The sequence below is a fragment of the Citrobacter sp. RHB20-C16 genome, from assembly GCF_013890155.1.
In the GTDB taxonomy this organism is placed as follows: Bacteria; Pseudomonadota; Gammaproteobacteria; order Enterobacterales; family Enterobacteriaceae; genus Citrobacter_A; species Citrobacter_A amalonaticus.
In genome coordinates this window covers 4,715,153-4,741,077 of sequence record NZ_CP057630.1, presented here as the reverse complement: position 1 = coordinate 4,741,077, position 25,925 = coordinate 4,715,153, and the positions used below count along the sequence as shown (strand labels likewise).

At 52.3% G+C, this 25,925-nt stretch carries 18 protein-coding genes, 2 tRNA genes, 3 rRNA genes and 1 pseudogene; 15 read left to right on the top strand and 9 right to left on the bottom strand.

What is annotated here, in order from left to right:
* Window positions 1–19 precede the first annotated feature (19 nt).
* The 7 genes from trkH (at window position 20) to rrf (ending at window position 7,570) form a co-directional block, all read left to right on the top strand.
* The gene (gene trkH / locus HVX64_RS22655) at window positions 20–1,471 is read left to right on the top strand and encodes a Trk system potassium transporter TrkH (RefSeq protein ID WP_042998837.1); all 1,452 of its coding nucleotides are present in this window, start codon (window positions 20–22) and stop codon (window positions 1,469–1,471) included.
* A gap of 11 nt (window positions 1,472–1,482) precedes the next feature.
* Window positions 1,483–2,028, top strand: coding sequence for a menaquinone-dependent protoporphyrinogen IX dehydrogenase (gene hemG / locus HVX64_RS22650; RefSeq protein WP_042998838.1), 546 nt, complete (start codon window positions 1,483–1,485; stop codon window positions 2,026–2,028).
* Window positions 2,029–2,419: 391 nt separating this feature from the next.
* A 16S ribosomal RNA gene (locus HVX64_RS22645) occupies window positions 2,420–3,961 on the top strand.
* A 69-nt stretch (window positions 3,962–4,030) separates the two neighbouring features.
* Window positions 4,031–4,107 (top strand) — tRNA-Ile (locus tag HVX64_RS22640).
* A gap of 114 nt (window positions 4,108–4,221) precedes the next feature.
* Window positions 4,222–4,297, top strand: a tRNA-Ala gene (locus tag HVX64_RS22635).
* A gap of 181 nt (window positions 4,298–4,478) precedes the next feature.
* Window positions 4,479–7,384, top strand: a 23S ribosomal RNA gene (locus HVX64_RS22630).
* 70 nt (window positions 7,385–7,454) lie between these two features.
* A 5S ribosomal RNA gene (gene rrf, locus HVX64_RS22625) occupies window positions 7,455–7,570 on the top strand.
* The 16S, 23S and 5S rRNA genes sit together here with 2 tRNA genes alongside, the layout of an rRNA operon.
* A 102-nt stretch (window positions 7,571–7,672) precedes the next feature.
* Here the strand turns inward: rrf and mobB are convergent.
* Window positions 7,673–8,176 (bottom strand): molybdopterin-guanine dinucleotide biosynthesis protein MobB, encoded by a 504-nt coding sequence (mobB, locus tag HVX64_RS22620; RefSeq protein WP_072040083.1) that lies wholly within the window; start codon window positions 8,174–8,176, stop codon window positions 7,673–7,675.
* Window positions 8,173–8,757, bottom strand: coding sequence for a molybdenum cofactor guanylyltransferase MobA (gene mobA, locus HVX64_RS22615; RefSeq protein WP_072040084.1), 585 nt, complete (start codon window positions 8,755–8,757; stop codon window positions 8,173–8,175). Before mobA ends, mobB begins: the two co-directional genes overlap by 4 nt.
* 69 nt (window positions 8,758–8,826) lie before the next feature.
* Here mobA and HVX64_RS22610 point away from each other — a divergent pair, with 69 nt between their 5' ends.
* The 3 genes from HVX64_RS22610 to dsbA all read left to right on the top strand — a co-directional run bounded on the left by HVX64_RS22610 (window position 8,827) and on the right by dsbA (window position 10,797).
* Window positions 8,827–9,096 (top strand): YihD family protein, encoded by a 270-nt coding sequence (locus tag HVX64_RS22610; protein ID WP_042325406.1) that lies wholly within the window; start codon window positions 8,827–8,829, stop codon window positions 9,094–9,096.
* Window positions 9,097–9,172: 76 nt separating this feature from the next.
* Window positions 9,173–10,159, top strand: a complete 987-nt coding sequence (locus HVX64_RS22605; protein ID WP_044257145.1) for a serine/threonine protein kinase — start codon at window positions 9,173–9,175, stop codon at window positions 10,157–10,159.
* 14 nt (window positions 10,160–10,173) lie between these two features.
* The gene (gene dsbA, locus HVX64_RS22600) at window positions 10,174–10,797 is read left to right on the top strand and encodes a thiol:disulfide interchange protein DsbA (RefSeq protein WP_042325410.1); all 624 of its coding nucleotides are present in this window, start codon (window positions 10,174–10,176) and stop codon (window positions 10,795–10,797) included.
* Window positions 10,798–10,809: 12 nt separating this feature from the next.
* Here dsbA and HVX64_RS22595 read toward each other — a convergent pair whose 3' ends face one another.
* Complete coding sequence (locus HVX64_RS22595) at window positions 10,810–11,745, bottom strand: acyltransferase (protein WP_043001789.1); 936 nt, start codon at window positions 11,743–11,745, stop codon at window positions 10,810–10,812.
* Window positions 11,746–12,109: 364 nt separating this feature from the next.
* Between HVX64_RS22595 and polA the strand changes: the two genes are divergently transcribed.
* A complete protein-coding gene (polA, locus tag HVX64_RS22590; protein WP_042998842.1) occupies window positions 12,110–14,896 on the top strand; it encodes a DNA polymerase I in 2,787 nt (928 codons plus the stop codon).
* Between the two features lie 333 nt (window positions 14,897–15,229).
* Here the strand turns inward: polA and yihA are convergent, their stop codons facing one another.
* Complete coding sequence (gene yihA, locus HVX64_RS22585) at window positions 15,230–15,862, bottom strand: ribosome biogenesis GTP-binding protein YihA/YsxC (protein WP_042998843.1); 633 nt, start codon at window positions 15,860–15,862, stop codon at window positions 15,230–15,232.
* 213 nt (window positions 15,863–16,075) lie between these two features.
* On the opposite strand from yihA, the pseudogene HVX64_RS24310 reads away from it, so the two are divergent.
* The 3 genes and pseudogenes from HVX64_RS24310 (at window position 16,076) to hemN (ending at window position 18,511) form a co-directional block, all read left to right on the top strand.
* Window positions 16,076–16,337, top strand: a pseudogene (locus HVX64_RS24310) (hypothetical protein).
* A 103-nt stretch (window positions 16,338–16,440) separates the two neighbouring features.
* Entirely contained in the window at window positions 16,441–16,950 is a 510-nt protein-coding gene (gene yihI, locus HVX64_RS22580) for a Der GTPase-activating protein YihI (protein ID WP_042998845.1), read from the top strand.
* A gap of 187 nt (window positions 16,951–17,137) precedes the next feature.
* The gene (hemN, locus tag HVX64_RS22575; RefSeq protein WP_044257149.1) at window positions 17,138–18,511 is read left to right on the top strand and encodes an oxygen-independent coproporphyrinogen III oxidase; all 1,374 of its coding nucleotides are present in this window, start codon (window positions 17,138–17,140) and stop codon (window positions 18,509–18,511) included.
* A gap of 88 nt (window positions 18,512–18,599) precedes the next feature.
* Here the strand turns inward: hemN and HVX64_RS22570 are convergent, their stop codons facing one another.
* From HVX64_RS22570 to glnA, 4 genes are all read right to left on the bottom strand, one after another.
* Window positions 18,600–18,710 (bottom strand): YshB family small membrane protein, encoded by a 111-nt coding sequence (locus HVX64_RS22570; protein ID WP_090050632.1) that lies wholly within the window; start codon window positions 18,708–18,710, stop codon window positions 18,600–18,602.
* Window positions 18,711–18,820: 110 nt separating this feature from the next.
* A complete protein-coding gene (glnG, locus tag HVX64_RS22565) occupies window positions 18,821–20,230 on the bottom strand; it encodes a nitrogen regulation protein NR(I) (protein WP_042998847.1) in 1,410 nt (469 codons plus the stop codon).
* An 8-nt stretch (window positions 20,231–20,238) separates the two neighbouring features.
* A complete protein-coding gene (gene glnL, locus HVX64_RS22560) occupies window positions 20,239–21,288 on the bottom strand; it encodes a nitrogen regulation protein NR(II) (protein ID WP_044257151.1) in 1,050 nt (349 codons plus the stop codon).
* Window positions 21,289–21,560: 272 nt separating this feature from the next.
* Complete coding sequence (gene glnA, locus HVX64_RS22555; protein WP_042325425.1) at window positions 21,561–22,970, bottom strand: glutamate--ammonia ligase; 1,410 nt, start codon at window positions 22,968–22,970, stop codon at window positions 21,561–21,563.
* Window positions 22,971–23,346: 376 nt separating this feature from the next.
* On the opposite strand from glnA, the gene typA reads away from it, so the two are divergent.
* Complete coding sequence (typA, locus tag HVX64_RS22550; RefSeq protein WP_042325427.1) at window positions 23,347–25,170, top strand: ribosome-dependent GTPase TypA; 1,824 nt, start codon at window positions 23,347–23,349, stop codon at window positions 25,168–25,170.
* A gap of 61 nt (window positions 25,171–25,231) precedes the next feature.
* On the opposite strand, the gene ompL is transcribed toward typA, so the two are convergent.
* Window positions 25,232–25,924 carry a porin OmpL gene (ompL, locus tag HVX64_RS22545; protein WP_042998849.1) on the bottom strand — a complete coding sequence of 231 codons (693 nt, stop codon included), beginning with the start codon at window positions 25,922–25,924 and terminating at the stop codon, window positions 25,232–25,234.
* Window position 25,925: the final 1 nt, after the last annotated feature.

Here is a 25,925-nt window from a genome sequence, read left to right as displayed (position 1 = left end):
AACTAAGGAAGCGGCAGAGATGCATTTTCGCGCCATTACCCGAATTGTAGGACTACTGGTTATCTTATTTTCGGGCACGATGATCCTCCCGGGGCTGGTAGCGCTTATCTATCGTGATGGGGCGGGACGCGCATTTACGCAAACCTTTTTTGTCGCACTGGTGATTGGCTCCATGTTGTGGTGGCCGAACCGTCGTGAGAAAGGCGAACTGAAATCCCGTGAAGGGTTTCTGATCGTGGTACTGTTCTGGACCGTGCTGGGTAGCGTGGGTGCGTTACCCTTCATTTTTTCTGAAAGCCCGAACCTCACGATTACCGATGCGTTTTTCGAATCATTCTCCGGACTGACCACGACCGGCGCTACCACGCTGGTGGGGCTGGATTCGCTGCCGCATGCGATCCTCTTTTATCGCCAGATGCTGCAATGGTTCGGTGGGATGGGAATCATTGTGCTGGCCGTCGCGATCTTGCCGATACTCGGCGTCGGTGGGATGCAGCTCTATCGCGCTGAAATGCCAGGGCCGCTGAAAGATAACAAGATGCGCCCGCGTATTGCCGAAACGGCAAAAACGCTGTGGCTGATCTACGTCCTGCTGACGGTCGCCTGCGCGCTGGCGCTGTGGTTTGCCGGCATGCCAGCGTTTGACGCCATCGGACACAGTTTCGCTACTATCGCGATCGGCGGGTTTTCTACCCATGATGCCAGCGTGGGTTATTTTGACAGCCCAACGATTAACACTATCATCGCTATCTTCTTATTAATCTCCGGCTGTAACTATGGTCTGCACTTCTCGTTACTGAGTGGCCGCAGCCTGAAGGTTTACTGGCGTGACCCCGAATTTCGCATGTTCATTGGCGTCCAACTGACGCTGGTGGTCATCTGCACATTAGTGCTCTGGTTTCATAACATCTATAACTCCGCACTGACGACGCTCAATCAGGCCTTTTTCCAGGTGGTGTCGATGGCGACTACGGCCGGATTTACCACCGACAGTATTGCGCGCTGGCCGCTTTTCCTGCCGGTATTGCTGCTATGTTCTGCGTTTATCGGCGGCTGTGCAGGGTCAACGGGCGGGGGACTGAAGGTTATCCGTATCCTCTTGCTGTTCAAACAGGGGAACCGCGAGCTGAAGCGCCTGGTGCATCCCAATGCGGTCTATAGCATCAAACTGGGGAATCGCGCGCTGCCGGAGCGTATTCTTGAAGCGGTCTGGGGATTTTTCTCGGCGTATGCGCTGGTTTTTATTGTCAGTATGCTGGCGATTATCGCGACTGGTGTGGACGATTTCTCGGCCTTTGCTTCCGTGGTGGCGACGTTGAACAACCTTGGGCCCGGACTGGGCGTCGTGGCGGACAACTTTGCCAGTATGAATCCAGTGGCAAAATGGATCCTGATTGCCAATATGCTGTTCGGTCGTCTGGAAGTCTTCACTTTGCTGGTACTTTTTACCCCGACCTTCTGGCGTGAATAATGGAGTAACACGTGAAAACACTGATTCTTTTCTCATCTCGCGATGGACAGACCCGGGAAATCGCCGCTTATCTGGCGTCAGAACTCAAAGAGCTTGGCGTTTGTACGGATGTCGTCAACCTGCATCGTACCGAAGAGCCTGACTGGGAACGCTATGACCGTGTGGTCATTGGCGCATCCATTCGTTATGGACACTATCATTCTGCATTTCTCGAGTTTGTGAAGAAACATGCGACGCGACTGAATCACATGCCAAGCGCGTTTTACTCCGTCAACCTGGTGGCGCGTAAACCGGAAAAGCGGACGCCGCAGACCAACAGCTACGCGCGCAAGTTTTTAATGAACTCACAGTGGCGGCCAGACCGTTCTGCGGTTATCGCCGGGGCGCTGCTGTACCCACGCTATCGCTGGTATGATCGCATGATGATTCAACTCATTATGAAAATGTCGGGCGGCGAAACGGATACGCGCAAAGAAGTTATCTATACCGACTGGGAGCAAGTGGCGAGTTTTGCCCGCGAAATCGCTCAGTTAACCCCCGATTCGGTGGTTAAATAAACGCAAAGAATAAAAAATGCGCACTCGGAAAATTATTTTAAATTTCCCCTTGTCAGCCCGAAATAACTCCCTATAATGCGCCTCCACTGACACGGAACAACGGCACGCAAGCCGCCGGGTCAGCGGGGTTCTCCGGTGAAAACCAGTGATGAACACCGACAGAGAAAAGCGAAATAAATGCTTGACTCTGAAGCGGGAAAGCGTATTATGCACACCCCGCGCCGCTGAGAAAAAGCGAAGCGGCACTGCTCTTTAACAATTTATCAGACAATCTGTGTGGGCACTCAGAGTGACATGGATTCTTAACGTCGCAAGACGAAAAATGAATACCAAGTCTCAAAGAGTGAACACGTAATTCATTACGACGTTTAATTCTAGGAGCATCAAACTTAAATTGAAGAGTTTGATCATGGCTCAGATTGAACGCTGGCGGCAGGCCTAACACATGCAAGTCGAACGGTAACAGGAAGCAGCTTGCTGCTTTGCTGACGAGTGGCGGACGGGTGAGTAATGTCTGGGAAACTGCCCGATGGAGGGGGATAACTACTGGAAACGGTAGCTAATACCGCATAATGTCGCAAGACCAAAGAGGGGGACCTTCGGGCCTCTTGCCATCGGATGTGCCCAGATGGGATTAGCTAGTTGGTGAGGTAACGGCTCACCAAGGCGACGATCCCTAGCTGGTCTGAGAGGATGACCAGCCACACTGGAACTGAGACACGGTCCAGACTCCTACGGGAGGCAGCAGTGGGGAATATTGCACAATGGGCGCAAGCCTGATGCAGCCATGCCGCGTGTATGAAGAAGGCCTTCGGGTTGTAAAGTACTTTCAGCGGGGAGGAAGGTGTTGTGGTTAATAACCGCAGCAATTGACGTTACCCGCAGAAGAAGCACCGGCTAACTCCGTGCCAGCAGCCGCGGTAATACGGAGGGTGCAAGCGTTAATCGGAATTACTGGGCGTAAAGCGCACGCAGGCGGTCTGTCAAGTCGGATGTGAAATCCCCGGGCTCAACCTGGGAACTGCATTCGAAACTGGCAGGCTTGAGTCTCGTAGAGGGGGGTAGAATTCCAGGTGTAGCGGTGAAATGCGTAGAGATCTGGAGGAATACCGGTGGCGAAGGCGGCCCCCTGGACGAAGACTGACGCTCAGGTGCGAAAGCGTGGGGAGCAAACAGGATTAGATACCCTGGTAGTCCACGCCGTAAACGATGTCTATTTGGAGGTTGTGCCCTTGAGGTGTGGCTTCCGGAGCTAACGCGTTAAATAGACCGCCTGGGGAGTACGGCCGCAAGGTTAAAACTCAAATGAATTGACGGGGGCCCGCACAAGCGGTGGAGCATGTGGTTTAATTCGATGCAACGCGAAGAACCTTACCTGGTCTTGACATCCACAGAACTTGGCAGAGATGCCTTGGTGCCTTCGGGAACTGTGAGACAGGTGCTGCATGGCTGTCGTCAGCTCGTGTTGTGAAATGTTGGGTTAAGTCCCGCAACGAGCGCAACCCTTATCCTTTGTTGCCAGCGGTTAGGCCGGGAACTCAAAGGAGACTGCCAGTGATAAACTGGAGGAAGGTGGGGATGACGTCAAGTCATCATGGCCCTTACGACCAGGGCTACACACGTGCTACAATGGCATATACAAAGAGAAGCGACCTCGCGAGAGCAAGCGGACCTCATAAAGTATGTCGTAGTCCGGATTGGAGTCTGCAACTCGACTCCATGAAGTCGGAATCGCTAGTAATCGTGGATCAGAATGCCACGGTGAATACGTTCCCGGGCCTTGTACACACCGCCCGTCACACCATGGGAGTGGGTTGCAAAAGAAGTAGGTAGCTTAACCTTCGGGAGGGCGCTTACCACTTTGTGATTCATGACTGGGGTGAAGTCGTAACAAGGTAACCGTAGGGGAACCTGCGGTTGGATCACCTCCTTACCTTAAAGAACCTGCCTTTGTAGTGCCCACACAGATTGTCTGATGAAAAACGAGCAGTAAAACCTCTACAGGCTTGTAGCTCAGGTGGTTAGAGCGCACCCCTGATAAGGGTGAGGTCGGTGGTTCAAGTCCACTCAGGCCTACCAAATTTTCCCTGAATACTGCGTTGTGAAACGACTCGCATACTTTAAGTATGCTTCGCCATTCCACGCCTTGTCTCAGGAAAAATTATCGGTACAGAGGTTCTGACTACACTGTATGGGGCTATAGCTCAGCTGGGAGAGCGCCTGCTTTGCACGCAGGAGGTCTGCGGTTCGATCCCGCATAGCTCCACCATACTGTAGAACGTAATCAAGAAAACTTCAGAGTGTACCTGAAAGGGTGCGCTGCGAAGTTTTGCTCTTTAAAAATCTGGATCAAGCTGAAAATTGAAACGACACACTGTTAATGGTGTGTTCGAGTCTCTCAAATTTTCGCAACACGATGATGAATCGAAAGAAACATCTTCGGGTTGTGAGGTTAAGCGACTAAGCGTACACGGTGGATGCCCTGGCAGTCAGAGGCGATGAAGGACGTGCTAATCTGCGAAAAGCGTCGGTAAGGTGATATGAACCGTTATAGCCGGCGATGTCCGAATGGGGAAACCCAGTGCAATTCGTTGCACTATCGTTAACTGAATCCATAGGTTAACGAGGCGAACCGGGGGAACTGAAACATCTAAGTACCCCGAGGAAAAGAAATCAACCGAGATTCCCCCAGTAGCGGCGAGCGAACGGGGAGCAGCCCAGAGCCTGAATCAGCATGTGTGGTAGTGGAACGGTCTGGAAAGGCCGGCGATACAGGGTGACAGCCCCGTACACAAAATTGCATGTGTTGTGAGCTCGATGAGTAGGGCGGGACACGTGGTATCCTGTCTGAATATGGGGGGACCATCCTCCAAGGCTAAATACTCCTGACTGACCGATAGTGAACCAGTACCGTGAGGGAAAGGCGAAAAGAACCCCGGCGAGGGGAGTGAAAAAGAACCTGAAACCGTGTACGTACAAGCAGTGGGAGCCTCTTTATGGGGTGACTGCGTACCTTTTGTATAATGGGTCAGCGACTTATATTCTGTAGCAAGGTTAACCGAATAGGGGAGCCGAAGGGAAACCGAGTCTTAACTGGGCGTTAAGTTGCAGGGTATAGACCCGAAACCCGGTGATCTAGCCATGGGCAGGTTGAAGGTTGGGTAACACTAACTGGAGGACCGAACCGACTAATGTTGAAAAATTAGCGGATGACTTGTGGCTGGGGGTGAAAGGCCAATCAAACCGGGAGATAGCTGGTTCTCCCCGAAAGCTATTTAGGTAGCGCCTCGTGAATTCATCTCCGGGGGTAGAGCACTGTTTCGGCTAGGGGGCCATCCCGGCTTACCAACCCGATGCAAACTGCGAATACCGGAGAATGTTATCACGGGAGACACACGGCGGGTGCTAACGTCCGTCGTGAAGAGGGAAACAACCCAGACCGCCAGCTAAGGTCCCAAAGTCATGGTTAAGTGGGAAACGATGTGGGAAGGCTCAGACAGCCAGGATGTTGGCTTAGAAGCAGCCATCATTTAAAGAAAGCGTAATAGCTCACTGGTCGAGTCGGCCTGCGCGGAAGATGTAACGGGGCTAAACCATGCACCGAAGCTGCGGCAGCGACACTAAGTGTTGTTGGGTAGGGGAGCGTTCTGTAAGCCTGTGAAGGTGTGCTGTGAGGCATGCTGGAGGTATCAGAAGTGCGAATGCTGACATAAGTAACGATAAAGCGGGTGAAAAGCCCGCTCGCCGGAAGACCAAGGGTTCCTGTCCAACGTTAATCGGGGCAGGGTGAGTCGACCCCTAAGGCGAGGCCGAAAGGCGTAGTCGATGGGAAACAGGTTAATATTCCTGTACCAGGTGTTACTGCGAAGGGGGGACGGAGAAGGCTATGTTGGCCGGGCGACGGTTGTCCCGGTTTAAGCGTGTAGGTGTGTGTTCCAGGTAAATCCGGTTCACTTTAACACTGAGGCGTGATGACGAGGCACTACGGTGCTGAAGCAACAAATGCCCTGCTTCCAGGAAAAGCCTCTAAGCATCAGGTAACATCAGATCGTACCCCAAACCGACACAGGTGGTCAGGTAGAGAATACCAAGGCGCTTGAGAGAACTCGGGTGAAGGAACTAGGCAAAATGGTGCCGTAACTTCGGGAGAAGGCACGCTGATATGTAGGTGAAGCGATTTACTCGTGGAGCTGAAATCAGTCGAAGATACCAGCTGGCTGCAACTGTTTATTAAAAACACAGCACTGTGCAAACACGAAAGTGGACGTATACGGTGTGACGCCTGCCCGGTGCCGGAAGGTTAATTGATGGGGTTATCCGTAAGGAGAAGCTCTTGATCGAAGCCCCGGTAAACGGCGGCCGTAACTATAACGGTCCTAAGGTAGCGAAATTCCTTGTCGGGTAAGTTCCGACCTGCACGAATGGCGTAATGATGGCCAGGCTGTCTCCACCCGAGACTCAGTGAAATTGAACTCGCTGTGAAGATGCAGTGTACCCGCGGCAAGACGGAAAGACCCCGTGAACCTTTACTATAGCTTGACACTGAACACTGGTCCTTGATGTGTAGGATAGGTGGGAGGCTTTGAAGCGCGGACGCCAGTTCGTGTGGAGCCGTCCTTGAAATACCACCCTTTAATGGCTGGTGTTCTAACGTGGGCCCGTAATCCGGGTTGCGGACAGTGTCTGGTGGGTAGTTTGACTGGGGCGGTCTCCTCCTAAAGAGTAACGGAGGAGCACGAAGGTTAGCTAATCCTGGTCGGACATCAGGAGGTTAGTGCAAAGGCATAAGCTAGCTTGACTGCGAGCGTGACGGCGCGAGCAGGTGCGAAAGCAGGTCTTAGTGATCCGGTGGTTCTGAATGGAAGGGCCATCGCTCAACGGATAAAAGGTACTCCGGGGATAACAGGCTGATACCGCCCAAGAGTTCATATCGACGGCGGTGTTTGGCACCTCGATGTCGGCTCATCACATCCTGGGGCTGAAGTAGGTCCCAAGGGTATGGCTGTTCGCCATTTAAAGTGGTACGCGAGCTGGGTTTAGAACGTCGTGAGACAGTTCGGTCCCTATCTGCCGTGGGCGCTGGAGAATTGAGGGGGGCTGCTCCTAGTACGAGAGGACCGGAGTGGACGCATCACTGGTGTTCGGGTTGTCATGCCAATGGCACTGCCCGGTAGCTAAATGCGGAAGAGATAAGTGCTGAAAGCATCTAAGCACGAAACTTGCCCCGAGATGAGTTCTCCCTGACCCTTTAAGGGTCCTGAAGGAACGTTGAAGACGACGACGTTGATAGGCCGGGTGTGTAAGCGCAGCGATGCGTTGAGCTAACCGGTACTAATGAACCGTGAGGCTTAACCTTACAACGCCGAAGCTGTTTCGGCGAAGAGATGACGCATTCAACTCAGCTTGATACAGATTAACAGAATTTGCCTGGCGGCTGTAGCGCGGTGGTCCCACCTGACCCCATGCCGAACTCAGAAGTGAAACGCCGTAGCGCCGATGGTAGTGTGGGGTCTCCCCATGCGAGAGTAGGGAACTGCCAGGCATCAATTAAGTGAAGAGCCCATCCTGACGGATGGGCTTTTTGCGTTTCTGGATCACCGAATTTTGTAGGCCGGGTAAGGCGAAACCGCCACCCGGCAAGTCGTCAGATCGCACTCCACTCCACAATAAACTTCGCAATCACATCCACATCATTTAAATCCAGCACCGGAACTTCAAGCGGCAATACAACATCACTGGCTACCGCAATCACATGCTCATCCAGCGTTAATTCGCTGAAATCATGCCCGGCATCGCTTCTGAACAGCAGGATCTTAGGCACGGCCTCATGCTTAAATCCCTCAATCAGCACCAGATCCAGCGTGGCATGATCCATCCTGCTGACCAGGTACGCCAGATTCAGTTCGGGTTCTTCAGGTGTCTCAGTCATTAATGCCCAACGTTGCTGACTGGCGACCAGCGTTTGCGCCGCTCCTGCTTTGCGTAGCTCGTAGCTGTCTTTGCCTGGCTTATCCACATCCATATCATGATGCGTATGTTTGATAAGTCCGGGGCGGATCCCGGCGGCGCACAGCGCCGGGATTAGCTTCCTGAGCAGCGTCGTTTTTCCCGTTCCGCTCCACGCGGCGATAGCCAGTAGAGGGATCATGGTTTTTCCTGCCATTTATCAAGCTCCTCAAGGGTATTCACATTCACAAACGCTTCCTTGCGGTCGCTGAAGTCAACGGCATGCCCACCTGCCTGACGCATAAAAACCATGACCCGTCGCTCGCCAGACTGTAAATAGCGCTGCAAAAATGGCTGGACTGAACGGTGAACCAGCGCAATGGTGGGATGATCGCGCTCTCCATCATGCACCCATACCACCGGTGCCTGATTGCACCGGGCACGTAAGCGGGCTGCCAGCGTCTGCGGGATAAAAGGGGTATCACAGGGGCAGAACAGAAACCAGTCGCCCGCCTCCTGTTGGAAAACAGAAAGCATGCCCGCCAACGGGCCGGGAAAATCCGCCATCACATCTGAAATGACTTTCAGGCCACCCGAGCGATAAATTTCCTGATGCCGATTGGCATTCACAACCACCGTTTCCAGTTGGGATAACAGCGTATCGGCGACATGTTTCCACAGCGGTTTCCCTTTAAGCTCAAGCAAGCCTTTATCAATGCCCCCCATTCGCCTGGCCTTTCCGCCAGCCAGTACAACCCCTGTTATTGCACTATCCTGATTCACTGATATCGCCTCTTTTATTGTGGGATTGACCCTGCTAACGTGTCTGTCTCAAGAGTAAGGAGCACGACCATGAAATGTAAACGCCTGAATGAAGTTATTGAACTCCTCCAGCCAGCCTGGCAAAAAGAGCCCGACCTTAACCTGATGCAATTTTTGCAGAAACTGGCGAAAGAGTCAGGTTTTGACGGTGAACTGGCGGATTTAACCGACGACATTCTGATCTATCACCTGAAAATGCGCGACTCTGCAAAAGACGCGGTTATTCCCGGTATTCAGAAAGATTACGAGGAAGATTTCAAGACGGCGCTGTTGCGCGCTCGTGGCGTAATTAAAGAGTAAAAGCTTGTAAGCGGGGCCACCGAAGCTGTTATGAAATGATATCCTGAATCATTCGACGTATTTTCCGGATGATGGGATGAATAACAACACTTTCAATTTCCAGACATTACACCCGGATACCATCATGGATGCGCTGTTTGAGCAGGGGATCCGGGTGGATTCTGGTCTTACCCCGCTTAACAGCTATGAAAACCGTGTCTATCAGTTCCAGGATGAAGACCGTCGGCGTTTTGTCGTTAAATTTTATCGCCCTGAGCGCTGGTCAGTTGATCAGATCCTGGAAGAGCATCAGTTTGCGATTGAGCTGCTTGAGGATGAAGTCCCGGTTGCTGCGCCGTTGGCTTTTAATGGTCAGACGCTATTATCGCATCAGGGGTTCCACTACGCGATTTTTCCAAGTGTAGGCGGTCGACAGTTCGAAGCGGACAATATCGATCAAATGGAAGCGGTGGGCCGTTATCTGGGGCGTCTTCATCAGACCGGCCGTAAGCAGCCATTTACCTGGCGACCGACCATCGGGCTGGACGAATACCTCGTCGAGCCGCGTAAACTCTTCGAGCATGCCCAACTCATTCCGTCCGCACAAAAGGCCGCATTTCTGAAAGCGACGGATACGCTGATTGCGGCCGTCATTGAGCGGTGGCATACAAATTTTGACAGCCTTCGTCTACATGGCGACTGCCACGCTGGAAATATCCTCTGGCGCGAGGGGCCGCTGTTTGTCGATTTAGATGATTCCCGCAACGGTCCTGCCATTCAGGATCTGTGGATGCTTCTTAATGGTGATAAAGCTGAGCAACGTATGCAGCTTGAAACGATTATTGAAGCTTATGAAGAAGTTAGTGAGTTCGAAACATCTGAAATTGAACTGATTGAACCTTTACGTGCTATGCGTTTGGTTTATTATCTTGCCTGGCTGATGCGTCGTTGGGACGATCCTGCGTTTCCTAAAAACTTCCCGTGGTTAACTGGGGAAGATTACTGGCAACGACAGACCGCGACATTTATCGAGCAGGCAAAAGTCCTGCAAGAACCCCCATTACAATTAACACCCATGTATTAATCGGAGACGTAATCATGAAAAAGATTTGGCTGGCGCTGGCTGGTATGGTTTTAGCTTTTAGCGCATCGGCAGCGCAATTCGAGGATGGTAAGCAGTATACCACCCTGGAAAAGCCCGTTGCCGGTGAACCGCAGGTGCTGGAGTTCTTCTCCTTCTATTGCCCACACTGCTACCAGTTTGAAGAAGTCCTTCATGTTTCTGAGAATGTGAAGAAAAAACTTCCTGAAGGCGTCAAAATGACCAAATACCACGTTGAGTTCCTGGGCCCGTTGGGCAAGGATCTGACGCAAGCGTGGGCCGTTGCGATGGCACTGGGCGTAGAAGATAAAGTGACTGTGCCGATGTTTGAAGGGGTACAGAAAACCCAGACCGTGCAGAGCGTTGCAGATATCCGTAAAGTGTTCGTGGATGCCGGTATTAAAGGCGAAGATTACGATGCCGCGTGGAACAGCTTTGTCGTGAAATCACTGGTTGCGCAGCAGGAAAAAGCTGCTGCCGATCTGCAACTGCAGGGCGTGCCGGCGATGTTTGTTAACGGTAAATATCAGGTGAATCCGCAGGGCATGGATACCAGCAGCATGGATATCTTTGTTCAGCAATATGCTGACACGGTGAAATACCTGGTCGGTAAGAAATAAAAGCAGCGCCGGTCAGTGACCGGCGTTTTTAGTTGTCGCTTTAATCTCTTCTATTAACACGTCTTTTTCGCTCCATAGCGTATTCAGCCATAGCTGGAAACGACGCTTAAATCCTTTATCGTTAACGTAGTCGCCGTGCAGTTCTTCCTGAATGGGTTGCATGTCCACGCGAACCACTATGCGCGTTAGTTTCCCGCTCAGCATATCGAAGAAGGGCGTACGGTCGTTTTCCGGATAGCACAGCGTAACATTAAGTAATTTATCGAACTGCGAACCTAACACATTCAGCGCCATCGCAATGCCCGCCGCCTTTGGTGGCAACAGGTGTTGATACGGCGAGCGGGTCTGCTGACGTTTTTCTTCGGTAAAGCGGGAGCCCTCGACGAAATTAACGATCGTGGTGGGATGCGCGCGGAATTTCTCGCAGGACCGACGGGTAGTCTCGACATCTTTACCGCGGCGTTCCGGGTGGCGCAGGAGATAAGCGCGCGAATAGCGCTTCATAAATGGCATATCCAGTGCCCAGCAGGCGAGGCCGATAAAAGGTACCCAGGCCAACTGTTGCTTAAGGAAGTACTTGTTCATAGGAATGTGCTTGCGAAAGAGTACGCACAGTACCACGATGTCCGCCCAGCTGTGATGATTACACACCAGCAGATACCAGTTTTTCTTGCTCAGTCCTTCCAGGCCCTGCACATCCCATTTCAGCCATGGATTGAGATGCAACAGCAGGGCGAGGCCTTCACACCAGCAATACATCATGAAATTACAAAACAGAGATACCTTGCGCCAGACGAACGGAACGGGCAGCAGGAGCTTTACCAGTCCGGCCAGAATGATCGGTACGGAGCACAAAATTGTGACCACAATGGTCAATGCAATGCTCAGCAACAGGGTGACTGTAGCGAGTAATCTCGCCATGATTAAATTATTCAAAGGATTAGCCATAAACAGTACGCTAAAGTCGCGCAAGGGGGCTGATTTTATCAGAAAATGACTCAAATGACGGTTCTTCGCGACAGAGAAAAACACGCCATATCTATCCACATTCAGTAATTCAATGAAAACATAAAGGGTTTATTCTGTCGTTTTTATAATTAATTGAATTTAAAGAATATTATAAATGATGGTTAACGCATCGTTTTGAAATTAATGCGATGAAAATTAATTATTCACAAAGTTATCCACAGGCGGCTTTGCGAGCGATCCAGAAGATCTGCAAAAGAATTACGACAAATGTGGTGAAAAACTCATGTTTTCATCCTGTCTGTGGCATCCTTTATCCATAATCTGATAAACAGGCACGGACATTATGGTTCAGATCCCAGAAAACCCACTTATCCTTGTAGATGGCTCCTCTTATCTCTATCGCGCATACCATGCGTTTCCGCCGCTGACCAACAGCGCAGGCGAACCGACAGGCGCGATGTACGGTGTCCTCAATATGCTGCGCAGCCTGATCATGCAATATCAGCCAACGCATGCCGCAGTGGTATTTGATGCCAAGGGTAAAACCTTCCGTGACGAATTATTCGAGCATTACAAATCGCATCGCCCGCCGATGCCGGACGATCTGCGGGCGCAGATCGAACCGCTGCATGCCATGGTGAAGGCGATGGGGCTACCGCTGCTGGCTGTATCTGGCGTGGAGGCGGACGATGTTATTGGTACCCTGGCGCGTGAGGCAGAAAAAATGGGGCGCCCGGTGCTGATCAGTACCGGCGATAAAGACATGGCCCAACTGGTCACGCCAAATATCACACTCATCAATACCATGACCAACACCATTCTTGGTCCAGATGAGGTGGTGACAAAATACGGCGTGCCGCCGGAACTGATCATCGATTTCCTGGCGCTAATGGGCGATTCCTCCGATAACATTCCGGGCGTACCGGGGGTCGGGGAAAAGACCGCGCAGGCATTGCTACAGGGGCTGGGCGGCCTGGATACTCTTTATGCTGAGTCCGATAAAATTGCCGGGTTGACGTTCCGTGGTGCGAAAACTATGGCGGGTAAACTTGAGCAAAACAAAGAGGTGGCATACCTCTCCTATAAACTGGCGACGATCAAAACAGACGTTGAGCTGGAACTGACCTGCGAACAACTGGAAGTGCAACAACCCCAGGCTGACGAACTGGTTGGGCTGTTTAAAAAGTATGAATTCAAGCGCTGGACCGCTGATGTCGAAGCGGGCAAGTGGTTACAAGCAAAAGGGGCAAAACCGGCGGTAAAACCGCAGGAAACGATTGTCATTGATGAAGCCCCGGAAGAAGCCGCTGTCGTACTTTCTTATGAGAATTACGTGACCATTCTCGATGAAGCGACGCTGGAAACGTGGATTGCGAAGCTGAAAAAAGCGCCAGTGTTTGCCTTCGATACCGAAACCGACAGTCTGGATAACATCTCCGCCAACCTGGTAGGGCTCTCATTCGCTATTGAGCCGGGAGTGGCGGCTTATGTGCCAGTGGCGCATGACTATCTGGATGCGCCGGATCAAATCTCCCGCGACCGTGCGCTGGCGATGCTCAAGCCGCTCCTGGAAGATGAAAACGCGCGTAAGGTCGGACAAAATCTCAAGTACGATCGCGGCATTCTGGCGAATTATGGTATCGAACTGCGCGGCATCGCTTTTGATACCATGCTCGAGTCGTACATTCTGAACAGCGTTGCCGGACGTCACGATATGGACAGTTTGTCCGATCGCTGGCTGAAACATAAAACCATCACTTTTGAAGAGATTGCGGGTAAAGGGAAGAACCAACTAACCTTTAATCAGATTGCGCTGGAAGAGGCGGGACGTTACGCGGCAGAAGATGCCGATGTCACCTTACAGCTGCATCTGAAAATGTGGCCAGAGCTGCAGCAGCACAAAGGGCCGCTGAACGTCTTTGAAAACATCGAAATGCCACTGGTACCGGTGTTATCTCGTGTAGAGCGTAACGGTGTGAAGATCGACCCCGCGGTGCTGCACAAGCACTCCGAGGAGATCACGCTCCGTCTGGCGGAGCTGGAACAGAAAGCCCATGAGATTGCAGGAGAAGTATTTAACCTTTCTTCAACCAAGCAGTTGCAGACGATCCTGTTCGAAAAACAGGGCATTAAGCCGCTGAAGAAAACCCCAGGCGGCGCGCCGTCAACCTCTGAAGAAGTGCTGGAAGAACTGGCGCTGGATTACCCGCTACCTAAAGTGATTCTTGAGTATCGCGGTCTGGCGAAGCTGAAATCGACCTACACCGACAAACTCCCGCTGATGATTAACCCGAAAACCGGGCGTGTGCACACCTCTTATCATCAGGCCGTGACCGCGACGGGCCGTTTGTCATCGACCGATCCGAACCTGCAAAACATTCCGGTACGTAATGAAGAAGGGCGTCGTATCCGCCAGGCATTTATCCCGCCGAAGGATTACCTGATTGTTTCTGCGGACTATTCGCAGATTGAATTGCGTATTATGGCGCACCTTTCACGCGACAAAGGGCTGCTGACGGCGTTTGCCGAAGGGAAGGACATTCACCGCGCCACCGCCGCCGAAGTGTTTGGTCTGCCGCTGGAGACCGTGACCAGCGAACAGCGTCGCAGCGCGAAAGCGATCAACTTTGGTCTGATCTACGGTATGAGTGCGTTCGGTCTGGCGCGCCAGTTGAACATACCGCGTAAAGAAGCGCAGAAATACATGGACCTCTATTTTGAACGTTATCCCGGCGTGCTGGAGTATATGGAACGCACTCGCGCTCAGGCGAAAGAGCAGGGCTACGTTGAAACGCTGGAAGGCCGTCGTCTCTATCTGCCGGATATTAAATCCAGCAACGGCGCGCGTCGAGCGGGTGCGGAGCGTGCGGCGATTAACGCCCCGATGCAAGGAACCGCTGCCGATATTATCAAACGGGCGATGATTGCGGTCGATGGCTGGCTGGAAATGGAAAAACCGCGCGTGCGTATGATCATGCAGGTACACGATGAACTGGTGTTTGAAGTACACAAAGACGACCTGGACACGGTAGCGAAAAAGATCCATCAGTTGATGGAGAACTGCACACGCATTGATGTACCGCTGCTGGTGGAAGTTGGAAGTGGTGAAAACTGGGATCAGGCGCACTAAGTGCTCGCGAGATAACGCGCTTTTTTCGTAATTAAGCAACATAAGTGCGCGATTTTTGTGATGGGTATTGGAATTCCCTATGTAAAGAATGAAAAAAAATTACAAAAAGTGCTTTCTGAGCTGCTCAAAAAAGAGTAAAGTTATTCGCGTAGGGTACAGAGGTAAGATGTTCTATCTTTCAGACCTTTTACTTCACGTAATCGGATTTGGCTGAATATTTTAGCCGCCCCAGTCAGTTTCTGACTGGGGCGTTTTTTATGGGCGAAAGAAAGATAGGGTCGGCGTGCCAGACCGGATAAGACGCACCGCGTCGCTATCCGGCGTCGCGATGAATTACTCCCCGCCCTGATCCTCTTCCACCGGCGCCAGTTCGTTAAACCAACTGTCCAGCTTCTGCCGTAATTTATCCACGCCCTGCTTTTTCAGCGATGAGAAGGTCTCAACCTGCACATCGCCGTTAAAGGCTAATACCGCTTCACGGACCATATTCAGTTGGGCCTTACGCGCCCCGCTCGCCAGTTTGTCCGCTTTCGTCAGCAGCACCAGAACCTGGATGTTGCTCTCGACGGCCCACTGGACCATCTGCTGGTCGAGATCTTTTAGCGGGTGGCGAATATCCATCAGCACCACCAGTCCCTGCAGGCTCTGGCGTTTTTCCAGATATTCACCCAGCGCGCGTTGCCACTTGCGCTTCATCTCTTCCGGCACTTCGGCGTAACCATAGCCGGGCAGGTCAACAAGGCGTTTGCCGTCGACCACTTCAAACAGGTTAATCAATTGAGTGCGGCCAGGCGTTTTCGAAGTCCGCGCCAGGCTCTTCTGATTGGTCAGCGTATTCAGCGCGCTGGACTTACCTGCGTTGGAACGGCCAGCAAATGCCACTTCAATCCCCGTATCGGAAGGTAAATGGCGAATATCAGGCGCGCTCATCACAAAGTGCGTCTGTTGATAATTCAGGTTAATCAAAGCGGTCGTCTCCGTCAGTCAAAGCTTTGCCGCGATTATACCTGAACAGGAGCAAAAGACTGATTTTTCGACATGGGTCTGTTGTGAGTAAAAACCCTGCATATTGTGAGACATTGCCGATTGTTCTTATACGAAATTTCAGAGTAATTGCAGAGAAAATAATTAAATAAATCAACTAAATCATACTATTAAAAGGTATGTAATATTCTGAAAATGGCTGAACTGTGCGGCCAACGACTTGTTACTTTACTCCAAAAGAGTAGAGTAACCCCCATAGCGAGGATAGCTGTACAGGAAGACGACTCAGGATGAGGGTCAGGAGCGCCAGGAGGCGAAGACACAGGATTGTCAGGATGACAGACGTTCGGAGACGTTGGTATACGGAAACGGAAAAGACACGGAATGTTCCAGGCTGACGGAAAAACAGGGTGCGTTGATAGCCGACAGGGAATGTAGGACCCGTTCAGGGTTGTGAGTAAGGTGAAAAGGCGACAGAGCAATCTGTCGCCTTTTTTCTTTATTTCTGCTAGATTCCGGCGCAATTATATACTGAATAAAACAGCCAAAGACGAATCACTATGAAATCCACTTCTACACCACGCGGCAAAGGCCCTGCAAAGGCACGCCGTAAAACCCGCGAAGAGCTGAATCAGGAAGCTCGTGACCGCAAGCGTCAGAAAAAACACCGTGGACACGCGGCGGGTAGCCGTGCGACCGGTGGTGACGCGGCGTCAGGCGGTAAAAACAAGAACCAACAGAAAGATCCACGCATCGGCAGTAAAACCCCTATTCCATTGGGCGTGACCGAAAAAGTCACCAAACAGCACAAACCGAAGAGCGAGAAACCTATGCTTTCACCGCAGGCTGAGTTGGATTTACTGGAAACAGATGAGCGCCTGGATGCGCTGTTAGAACGTCTTGAAGCAGGCGAAACCTTGAGCGCGGAAGATCAGTCCTGGGTGGATGCCAAACTGGATCGCATCGATGAACTGATGCAGAAGCTGGGCCTCTCCTACGATGATGACGAAGAAGAGGAAGATGATGAGAAGCAGGAAGATATGATGCGCCTGCTGCGTGGCGGTAACTAACGGTTTACACCGTGGGCCTGCCCGTCCTGCTTATAACCCTTCCGGTTATATGTTATCTGGTGTGGTTATTCGTTAAACTACAGCGGTTGTCGCGGCGACAGAAGTGGCTGCGCAGCCGGCTTAGTACTCGAAATGGAGTGCGGCCGGTACGCCGTACCCGCCAGAGACGCCATCGGAAGGAGTGAGCATGTCAGAACAACAAATAGACTGGGATCAGGCCCTGATCCAGAAATATAACTATTCCGGGCCGCGCTATACCTCGTACCCGACCGCGCTGGAATTTTCTGATGCGTTTGGCGAACCGGCATTTTTACAGGCTGTCGCGCGCTATCCTGAGCGTCCGCTCTCGCTTTACGTCCATATCCCGTTTTGCCACAAGCTCTGCTACTTCTGCGGCTGCAATAAGATTGTGACCCGTCAGCAGCATAAGGCCGATCAGTATCTGGATGCACTCGAACAGGAAATTCTGCACCGTGCGCCGCTGTTTGCCGGACGCAAGGTCAGCCAACTGCACTGGGGCGGCGGCACGCCGACTTACCTGAATAAAGCGCAAATCAGTCGCCTGATGGCGCTGCTGCGAAATCATTTCCACTTCAATGCGGATGCGGAGATTTCGATCGAAGTCGATCCCCGTGAGATTGAGCTGGATGTGCTCGATCATTTACGCGCGGAAGGCTTTAATCGTCTCAGCATGGGCGTGCAGGACTTCAACAAAGAGGTCCAGCGACTGGTTAACCGTGAGCAGGATGAGGAGTTTATTTTTGCGCTGCTCAATCACGCACGTGACATTGGCTTTACGTCGACCAATATCGATCTGATCTACGGTTTACCTAAACAGACGCCGGAAAGTTTCGCCTTTACCCTGAAGCGGGTTGCGGAATTAAGCCCCGATCGTCTGAGCGTCTTTAACTATGCGCATTTGCCGACGCTGTTTGCCGCGCAGCGCAAAATAAAAGATGCCGATCTGCCCAGCGCGCAGCAGAAGCTGGATATTTTGCAGGAAACCATCTCCTCGCTGACAGAGACCGGCTATCAGTTTATTGGTATGGACCATTTTGCCCGCCCGGATGACGAACTGGCGATTGCCCAGCGCGAAGGCGTTCTCCACCGTAATTTTCAGGGATATACCACCCAGGGTGACACCGATCTGCTGGGGATGGGCGTTTCTGCCATCAGTATGATTGGCGATTGCTATGCCCAGAACCAGAAAGAGCTGAAACTCTACTATCAGCAGGTGGATGAGCAGGGAAATGCCTTATGGCGCGGTATCGCGCTGACTCGCGATGACTGTATCCGTCGTGACGTCATCAAGTCGCTTATCTGCAATTTCCGTCTCGACACTGCCGCAGTTGAGCAGCAGTGGGATCTGAACTTCGCGGATTATTTTGCCGAAGACCTGAAGCTGTTGGCGCCGCTGGCGAAAGATGGGCTGGTGGATGTGACAACGAAGGGGATTCAGGTCACGCCGAAAGGGCGTCTGCTGATTCGCAACATTTGCATGTGCTTTGATGCGTATCTGCGCCAAAAAGCGCGGATGCAGCAGTTCTCACGCGTGATATAAAAACGTTGCCCGGTGGCGCTAACGCTTACCGGGCCTACGATTGATGTTACCTGTAAGCCAGATAAGCATAGCGCCATCCGGCACAGTGTTAGCTGAACAGCCCAACCAGCGCGGCGCACAGTACTGCGGCAACCGCAGTTTGTGGCGTATGGCTGTCGACCGCTCCGCTTGATAGCAGATTTATAATCGATTCCAGCATGTTTTGTCCCCCGTTTGCCGGGCACGATCATACTGAACTCATCGGAACAGTAAAGTGCAAAATAACGGCAATTTGCGCTCAATTATTAATCTTTACACAACCGTGTGACGTTACTCCATTCCCAGCTCTTTCAACTTACGCGTCAGGGTATTACGCCCCCATCCGAGCAAGCGTGCCGCTTCCTGTTTATGGCCCTGTGTATGGCGTAGTGCTGTGGTCAGCAACGTGCGCTCCATTTCAGGTTGTGCTTCCGACAGCAGGTTTTGATGACCGGATCGCAGCGCCCGATCCGCCCACTGCGCCAGAAGCGTGGCCCAACTGTCCGGCTGGAGATGCGAAGGGCTTTCGGGCGCGGTGGCTTCGAACAGTTCAGCGGGGAGATCCTGAATTAATACCTCTTGTCCGGCCGCCATTACGGTTAACCAGCGACAGGTGTTTTCCAGTTGGCGAACGTTGCCCGGCCATGCCAGCCGCGTCAGCGCCGCTTCGGTTTCCGGGTGCAATAACTTAGCTTCTACGCCCAGTTCACGCGCTGCAACCTGCAGGAAGTGGCGCGCCAGGCGCGGAATATCCTCCCGGCGCTCGCGCAACGGCGGCAGGTGTACGCGGATGACGTTCAGACGATGGAATAAATCCTCACGAAACTTGCCTTCCTGCACACGCAGTTCCAGGTTCTGGTGAGTCGCGGCGATGATTCGCACGTCCACCTTCACCGGCGCATAGCCGCCAACGCGATAAAACTGTCCGTCGGCTAATACGCGCAAAAGACGGGTCTGCACATCCAGCGGCATATCGCCAATCTCATCAAGAAACAGCGTGCCGCCATCGGCCTGTTCGAAGCGTCCCTGACGAATGGTATTCGCTCCGGTAAATGCCCCTTTTTCATGACCAAACAGCTCGGATTCGATCAAATCTTTCGGAATCGCCGCCATGTTGAGCGCGATAAACGGCGCTTTGGCGCGTGGGCTGTGGCGGTGCAGGGCATGGGCGACCAGTTCTTTACCCGTCCCGGACTCCCCGTTAATCAACACGCTGATGGAGGAACGCGAGAGCCGCCCGATAATACGAAATACATCCTGCATGGCCGGCGCTTCACCGATGATGTCGGTTGTCGGGCCGTTGATCTGAATATTACGCGGCTGCTGCTGTTCCTGATAATGGCTGATGGCGCGTTCAACCAGCGCTACTGCTTCATCGATATCAAAGGGTTTCGGCAGATAATCAAACGCCCCTTGCTGATAGGCGCTGACGGCAGCATCCAGATCGGAATGCGCAGTCATTATGATGACCGGCAGCATTGGATGACGCTGTTTAATCTGTTTTAACAGCGCCAGCCCGTCCATTCCAGGCATGCGAATGTCGGACAACAGCACGTCCGGCGTTTTGCTCGCCAGCGCGCCCAGCACGTCGTTGCCGTTTTCAAAGGTCGTACAACTCAGACCCGCCCCGGCGAGAGCACGTTCAAGCACCCAACGGATGGAACTATCGTCATCGACTACCCAGACTATCCCTCGTTGCATAAGCACCTCTATTTCCGAATCGGCAGATAAACCGAGAACTCGGTATGACCTGGCCAACTGGTAAATTCAATTTTGCCGGAATGCTGATCGATCAAATTACGGGCGATGGATAATCCTAACCCGGTGCCGCCTTCGCGGCCGCTGACCATGGGGTAAAACAGCGTATCCTGTAAGTGGGAAGGAATCCCCGGCCCGTTATCTTCGACGTCGATACGCGCCGCCAGGCGATAGCGCTCGCCGTGCAGCGTGAGCTGGAACGCGGTACGGGTACGTAGCACGATCTCCCCACCGTCTGATCCCAGAGCCTGCAATGCATTACGGACAATATTCAACAACACCTGCTCGATCTGTTCCGGGTCGTGCGGCAATTCCGGCAGGCTGGGATCGTAATCGCGGACCAGCGTGACGTTGGCCGGTAATTCCATAGAAACCAGCGCCACCACGCGCTCTGCCACCTTATGAATACTTTCCGTGACATGCGTTCCCGGCATCTGCGGGCCCAACAGCCTGTCGACCAGATTACGCAGTCGATCAGCCTGTTCAATAATGACTTTTGTGTATTCCAGCAGCGCCGGGTCGGGCAGGGCTTTACTTAATAGCTGTGCAGCGCCGCGTAAGCCACCGAGCGGGTTTTTAATCTCGTGTGCCAGTCCTCGCACCAGATCGCGCGCAGCGACCTGCTGAGCGTGCTGTAGCTGCTCCTGGCTCAGGCGGCGCTGATTATCCATCGGCGCCATTTCGAGCAGGATCTGGCCGTCTGGCAAACGCTGCGCGGTGAGCGAAAGAATGTGTGAACGCCCATCAATCACCAACGTGACCTCATTGTCGGTAAACCCTTGTCCCGCCTCTAAGCTTTCACGCATCAGTTCGATATTCAAAGAAAAATAGCTCAGGAGTTCAGGAAGCGGCGTACCAAACAGTTTGCGGGAGCTTTGGGCGAGTAACTGCTGCGCGGCCGGGTTGGCGTAATGCACCGCCAGCTCATCGTCGACCAGTAAGATGCTGTTGATTAAAGAATTGAGGATCTGCCCAGCATCGGGCAGCGTGCCTGTTGCCATACAGCAGTCTCCTGAAAAATTTGCACCAATTTAGTGCATTATAGCTTTTTATGTAGAAAAAGCGCGAAGGATCAGATTGTTGACGGTGAAAAAAGCCCATCGTGAGATGGGCTAAAAGTTTCCACGGCAACTAAAAAACACCTGACGCCTTTCACGCCGCTGCTGCGTTGGCTACCTTCGCTCCCCCAGTCACATCGTTATCTCTGCTCCTGGGGATTCGCTCCGTTGCCGCCTTGCCGCAACGCGAAATTCGTCGGGCTTTTAAGATACAGTTAAACGCTGTAGTACAGCTCAAACTCTACCGGGTGCGGCGTCATGCGTACGCGGTCGTTTTCTTCAATACGCAGCGCGATGTAAGCATCGATAGCTTCATCAGTGAACACGCCGCCCGCTTTCAGGAACTCGCGATCCAGGTTCAGCTCGTTCAGTGCTTCTTCCAGAGAACCTGCAACCTGTGGGATCTCTTTCGCTTCTTCCGGCGGCAGGTCGTACAGGTTTTTGTCCATGGCTTCGCCAGGGTGGATCTTGTTCTTAATGCCGTCAAGACCGGCCATCAGCAGTGCTGCAAAGCACAGGTACGGGTTCGCTGCCGGATCCGGGAAACGGACTTCGATACGACGTGCTTTTGGAGACGCGACCACTGGAATACGGATAGAGGCAGAACGGTTACGGGCAGAGTAAGCCAGCATAACCGGTGCTTCGTAGCCCGGGACCAGACGCTTGTATGAGTTGGTGGTCGGGTTCGCAAGGGCGTTAATCGCTTTAGCGTGTTTGATTACGCCGCCGATGTAGTACAGCGCTTGCTCAGACAGGCCCGCATATTTGTCGCCAGAGAACAGGTTGGTACCGTTCTTGGACAGGGACATGTGGCAGTGCATACCGGAACCGTTATCGCCGAACATCGGTTTTGGCATAAAGGTCGCGGTTTTGCCGAAACGGTGAGCGACGTTGTGTACCACATATTTGTAGATCTGAATTTCGTCCGCTTTTTTGGTCATGGTGTTGAAACGGGTTGCCACTTCGTTCTGACCCGCAGTGGCCACTTCATGGTGGTGAGCTTCAACGACCAGGCCCATTTGCTCCATCACCAGACACATTTCAGAACGGATGTCCTGAGCAGAGTCTACTGGTGGAACCGGGAAGTAGCCGCCTTTTACTGCCGGACGGTGACCTTTGTTACCACCTTCGTACTGGGTGGAGGAGTTCCAGGCACCTTCGATGTCATCGATAGCCACGTGAGAACCGGAAATTGACGCGCCGAAACGGATGTCGTCAAACAGGAAGAATTCTGGTTCTGGCCCAAACAGAACGGTATCCGCGATGCCGGTGGAGCGCAGGTATTCTTCAGCACGCTTGGCGATAGAGCGCGGGTCGCGGTCATAGCCTTGCAGGGTGCCAGGTTCCAGGATGTCACAACGGATGATCAGCGTAGAATCCGCGAAGAACGGGTCGATGACTGCGGTAGAAGCATCCGGCATCAGCACCATGTCGGATTCGTTGATGCCTTTCCAGCCACCAATCGAAGAGCCGTCAAACATTTTGCCTTCTTCGAAGAATTCGGCATTTACCTGATGAGCAGGAATCGTGACGTGCTGTTCTTTACCTTTGGTATCAGTGAAGCGCAAATCAACAAACTTCACTTCGTGCTCATTCAGCATCGTCAAAACGTGTTCAGCGGACATACTTAACTCTCCAGATTGGTCATAGTCGTCGTGGTAACGAGGTGTTCAATTCTTTAATCATTGGCCGTGTCGCCGTAAAAAAGATAAAGCGAAATCTGTGCCAACTTTTAAATTGCCCCTAAAAGGCGTTATCATGCGCACCATCGTGCAAAAGGGTTGCACCATGCCGTGTATGTTGCACCAGTATAGTGCTTTAATGTGAACATTAAGCACCATATTGGTGCAATGGACCGTGCATAACCCTTTTAACGCTCCGTGAAAGCGATCACAAAGAAACTCTGCAATACTTGTTTGCGGAGGATGTTTGTGATCCTGTTTTGTAGTGCGATTAATCCGTGTACAATAACGCGCTATTTCTAATGCCTGAGGCAAAGTTGTGATCGAAAATTTGCGTAACATCGCCATCATCGCGCACGTCGACCATGGTAAAACTACCCTGGTTGATAAGCTGCTGCAGCAATCCGGTACGTTCGACTCTCGTGCCGAAACTCAAGAGCGTGTGATGGACTCCAACGATTTGGAGAAAGAGCGTGGGATTACCATCCTCGCGAAAAACACCGCTATCAAATGGAATGATTATCGTATCAACATCGTTGATACCCCTGGGCACGCAGACTTCGGTGGTGAAGTTGAGCGTGTCATGTCCATGGTTGACTCTGTGCTGCTGGTGGTTGACGCATTTGACGGCCCAATGCCGCAGACGCGCTTCGTGACCAAAAAAGCCTTTGCGCATGGCCTGAAGCCGATCGTGGTCATCAACAAAGTTGACCGTCCTGGCGCGCGTCCGGACTGGGTTGTCGATCAGGTATTTGACCTGTTTGTGAACCTCGACGCGACCGACGAACAGCTGGATTTCCCGATCATCTACGCTTCTGCGCTGAACGGTATTGCTGGTCTGGATCACGAAGATATGGCGGAAGACATGACCCCGCTGTATCAGGCGATTGTCGACCACGTACCTGCGCCGGACGTTGACCTTGATGGTCCGTTCCAGATGCAGATCTCTCAGCTGGACTACAACAACTACGTTGGCGTTATCGGTATCGGCCGCATCAAACGCGGTAAAGTGAAGCCGAACCAGCAGATTACTATCGTGGATAGCGAAGGCAAAACTCGCAACGGTAAAGTCGGTAAAGTCCTGACTCACCTGGGTCTGGAGCGTATCGATAGCGATCTGGCAGAAGCAGGCGACATCATCGCGATCACCGGTCTGGGCGAGCTGAACATCTCTGACACCATCTGCGATCCGCAGAATGTGGAAGCGCTGCCGGCACTGTCTGTTGATGAACCGACCGTCACCATGTTCTTCAACGTCAACACCTCTCCGTTCTGTGGCAAAGAAGGTAAATACGTTACCTCTCGTCAGATCCTTGACCGCCTGAACAAAGAGCTGGTGCACAACGTTGCACTGCGTGTTGAAGAAACTGAAGATGCGGACGCGTTCCGTGTATCCGGTCGTGGTGAGCTGCACCTGTCTGTTCTGATCGAAAACATGCGTCGTGAAGGTTTCGAAATGGCGGTTTCCCGTCCGAAAGTTATCTTCCGCGAAATCGATGGTCGTAAACAAGAGCCGTTCGAGAACGTGACGCTGGACGTTGAAGAGCAGCACCAGGGTTCTGTCATGCAGGCACTGGGCGAGCGTAAAGGCGACCTGAAAAATATGAATCCAGATGGCAAAGGCCGCGTACGTCTCGACTACGTGATTCCAAGCCGTGGTCTGATCGGCTTCCGTTCAGAATTCATGACCATGACCTCCGGTACCGGTCTGCTGTACTCCACCTTCAGCCACTACGACGACGTACGTCCGGGTGAAGTGGGTCAGCGTCAGAACGGCGTACTGATCTCCAACGGTCAGGGTAAAGCGGTTGCGTTTGCACTGTTCAGCCTGCAGGACCGCGGTAAGCTGTTCCTGGGTCACGGTGCTGAAGTATACGAAGGCCAGATCATCGGTATTCACAGCCGTTCTAACGACCTGACGGTAAACTGCCTGACCGGTAAGAAACTGACCAACATGCGTGCTTCCGGTACTGACGAAGCCACGGTTCTGGTTCCGCCGGTTAAGATGACTCTGGAACAAGCTCTGGAGTTCATCGATGACGACGAACTGGTAGAAGTGACGCCGCAGTCTATCCGTATTCGTAAACGTCACCTGACGGAAAACGATCGCCGCCGCGCGAACCGTGGTCCGAAAGAAGATTAATTGATAATCTTGTGACGAAAAAAGCCGCTGATATCAGCGGCTTTTCTTTACCTCAATCTATTCAGAAGAAATATTTAACCCCAACGCGAATCTGATTTTGTTCGCGGTGATAGGGTTCTACGTTCCGGTCCAGCCAGCGCAGTTCGAAGTAGGGCAGCCAGTTCTGGTTGATCCGATAACGGAAGGTATTCGTAATTTCCCAGTGATGATCCTTGCCATTGCTGCTATTAAAATCATTCACCCGCATAAAATAGTGGGGTTCAAAGGTATACGAGAATTTATCGGTAATAATAAAGTTCCAGTAGTTGCCGATCTCATAGGTATCGTTATTATCTCGATCGCCATTTAAATCGACCGAGCTGTAATTATTATGGTTGTAGCGGTTACGCACCGTCAGATTAAACCACGGTGTAAATTTGTAATTCACGTCCAGATACACCGCGCCGCTGGAGCCAATACTCTTGTCGGTAATCAACCCGCCAGGTTGGATCGTTAATTTATCCGTGGGTTTGAAGAGCGGATACCAGCCCTCGATCTCGTTATAGCCGTGTTTTAACTCGTCTTCACGCTGGAGCGTATAGGTATTAGTGAGCATAATGCCCGCACCCATGTCAAAGTTATAGCCAACGCGCAGCATGATCTCTTGTTGATCGGATGCCAGATTATACGCCTCCCGGTTTTCGACATAAGCGCCAGCAACTACAGAGGTGGATATCACTGAAGATAACAGAATGAGAGTATGTAATGTTTTCATC

What these genes read in the sequence shown, in the direction of transcription:
- trkH (WP_042998837.1), top strand. Translation starts at nt 20, where the DNA reads ATGCATTTTCGCGCCATTACCCGAATTGTAGGACTACTGGTTATCTTA.
- mobB (WP_072040083.1), bottom strand. Translation starts at nt 8,176, where the DNA reads ATGATCCCTCTACTGGCTATCGCCGCGTGGAGCGGAACGGGAAAAACG.
- HVX64_RS22610 (WP_042325406.1), top strand. Translation starts at nt 8,827, where the DNA reads ATGAAATGTAAACGCCTGAATGAAGTTATTGAACTCCTCCAGCCAGCC.
- HVX64_RS22605 (WP_044257145.1), top strand. Translation starts at nt 9,173, where the DNA reads ATGAATAACAACACTTTCAATTTCCAGACATTACACCCGGATACCATC.
- dsbA (WP_042325410.1), top strand. Translation starts at nt 10,174, where the DNA reads ATGAAAAAGATTTGGCTGGCGCTGGCTGGTATGGTTTTAGCTTTTAGC.
- HVX64_RS22595 (WP_043001789.1), bottom strand. Translation starts at nt 11,745, where the DNA reads ATGGCTAATCCTTTGAATAATTTAATCATGGCGAGATTACTCGCTACA.
- polA (WP_042998842.1), top strand. Translation starts at nt 12,110, where the DNA reads ATGGTTCAGATCCCAGAAAACCCACTTATCCTTGTAGATGGCTCCTCT.
- yihI (WP_042998845.1), top strand. Translation starts at nt 16,441, where the DNA reads ATGAAATCCACTTCTACACCACGCGGCAAAGGCCCTGCAAAGGCACGC.
- hemN (WP_044257149.1), top strand. Translation starts at nt 17,138, where the DNA reads ATGTCAGAACAACAAATAGACTGGGATCAGGCCCTGATCCAGAAATAT.
- HVX64_RS22570 (WP_090050632.1), bottom strand. Translation starts at nt 18,710, where the DNA reads ATGCTGGAATCGATTATAAATCTGCTATCAAGCGGAGCGGTCGACAGC.
- glnG (WP_042998847.1), bottom strand. Translation starts at nt 20,230, where the DNA reads ATGCAACGAGGGATAGTCTGGGTAGTCGATGACGATAGTTCCATCCGT.
- glnL (WP_044257151.1), bottom strand. Translation starts at nt 21,288, where the DNA reads ATGGCAACAGGCACGCTGCCCGATGCTGGGCAGATCCTCAATTCTTTA.
- glnA (WP_042325425.1), bottom strand. Translation starts at nt 22,970, where the DNA reads ATGTCCGCTGAACACGTTTTGACGATGCTGAATGAGCACGAAGTGAAG.
- ompL (WP_042998849.1), bottom strand. Translation starts at nt 25,924, where the DNA reads ATGAAAACATTACATACTCTCATTCTGTTATCTTCAGTGATATCCACC.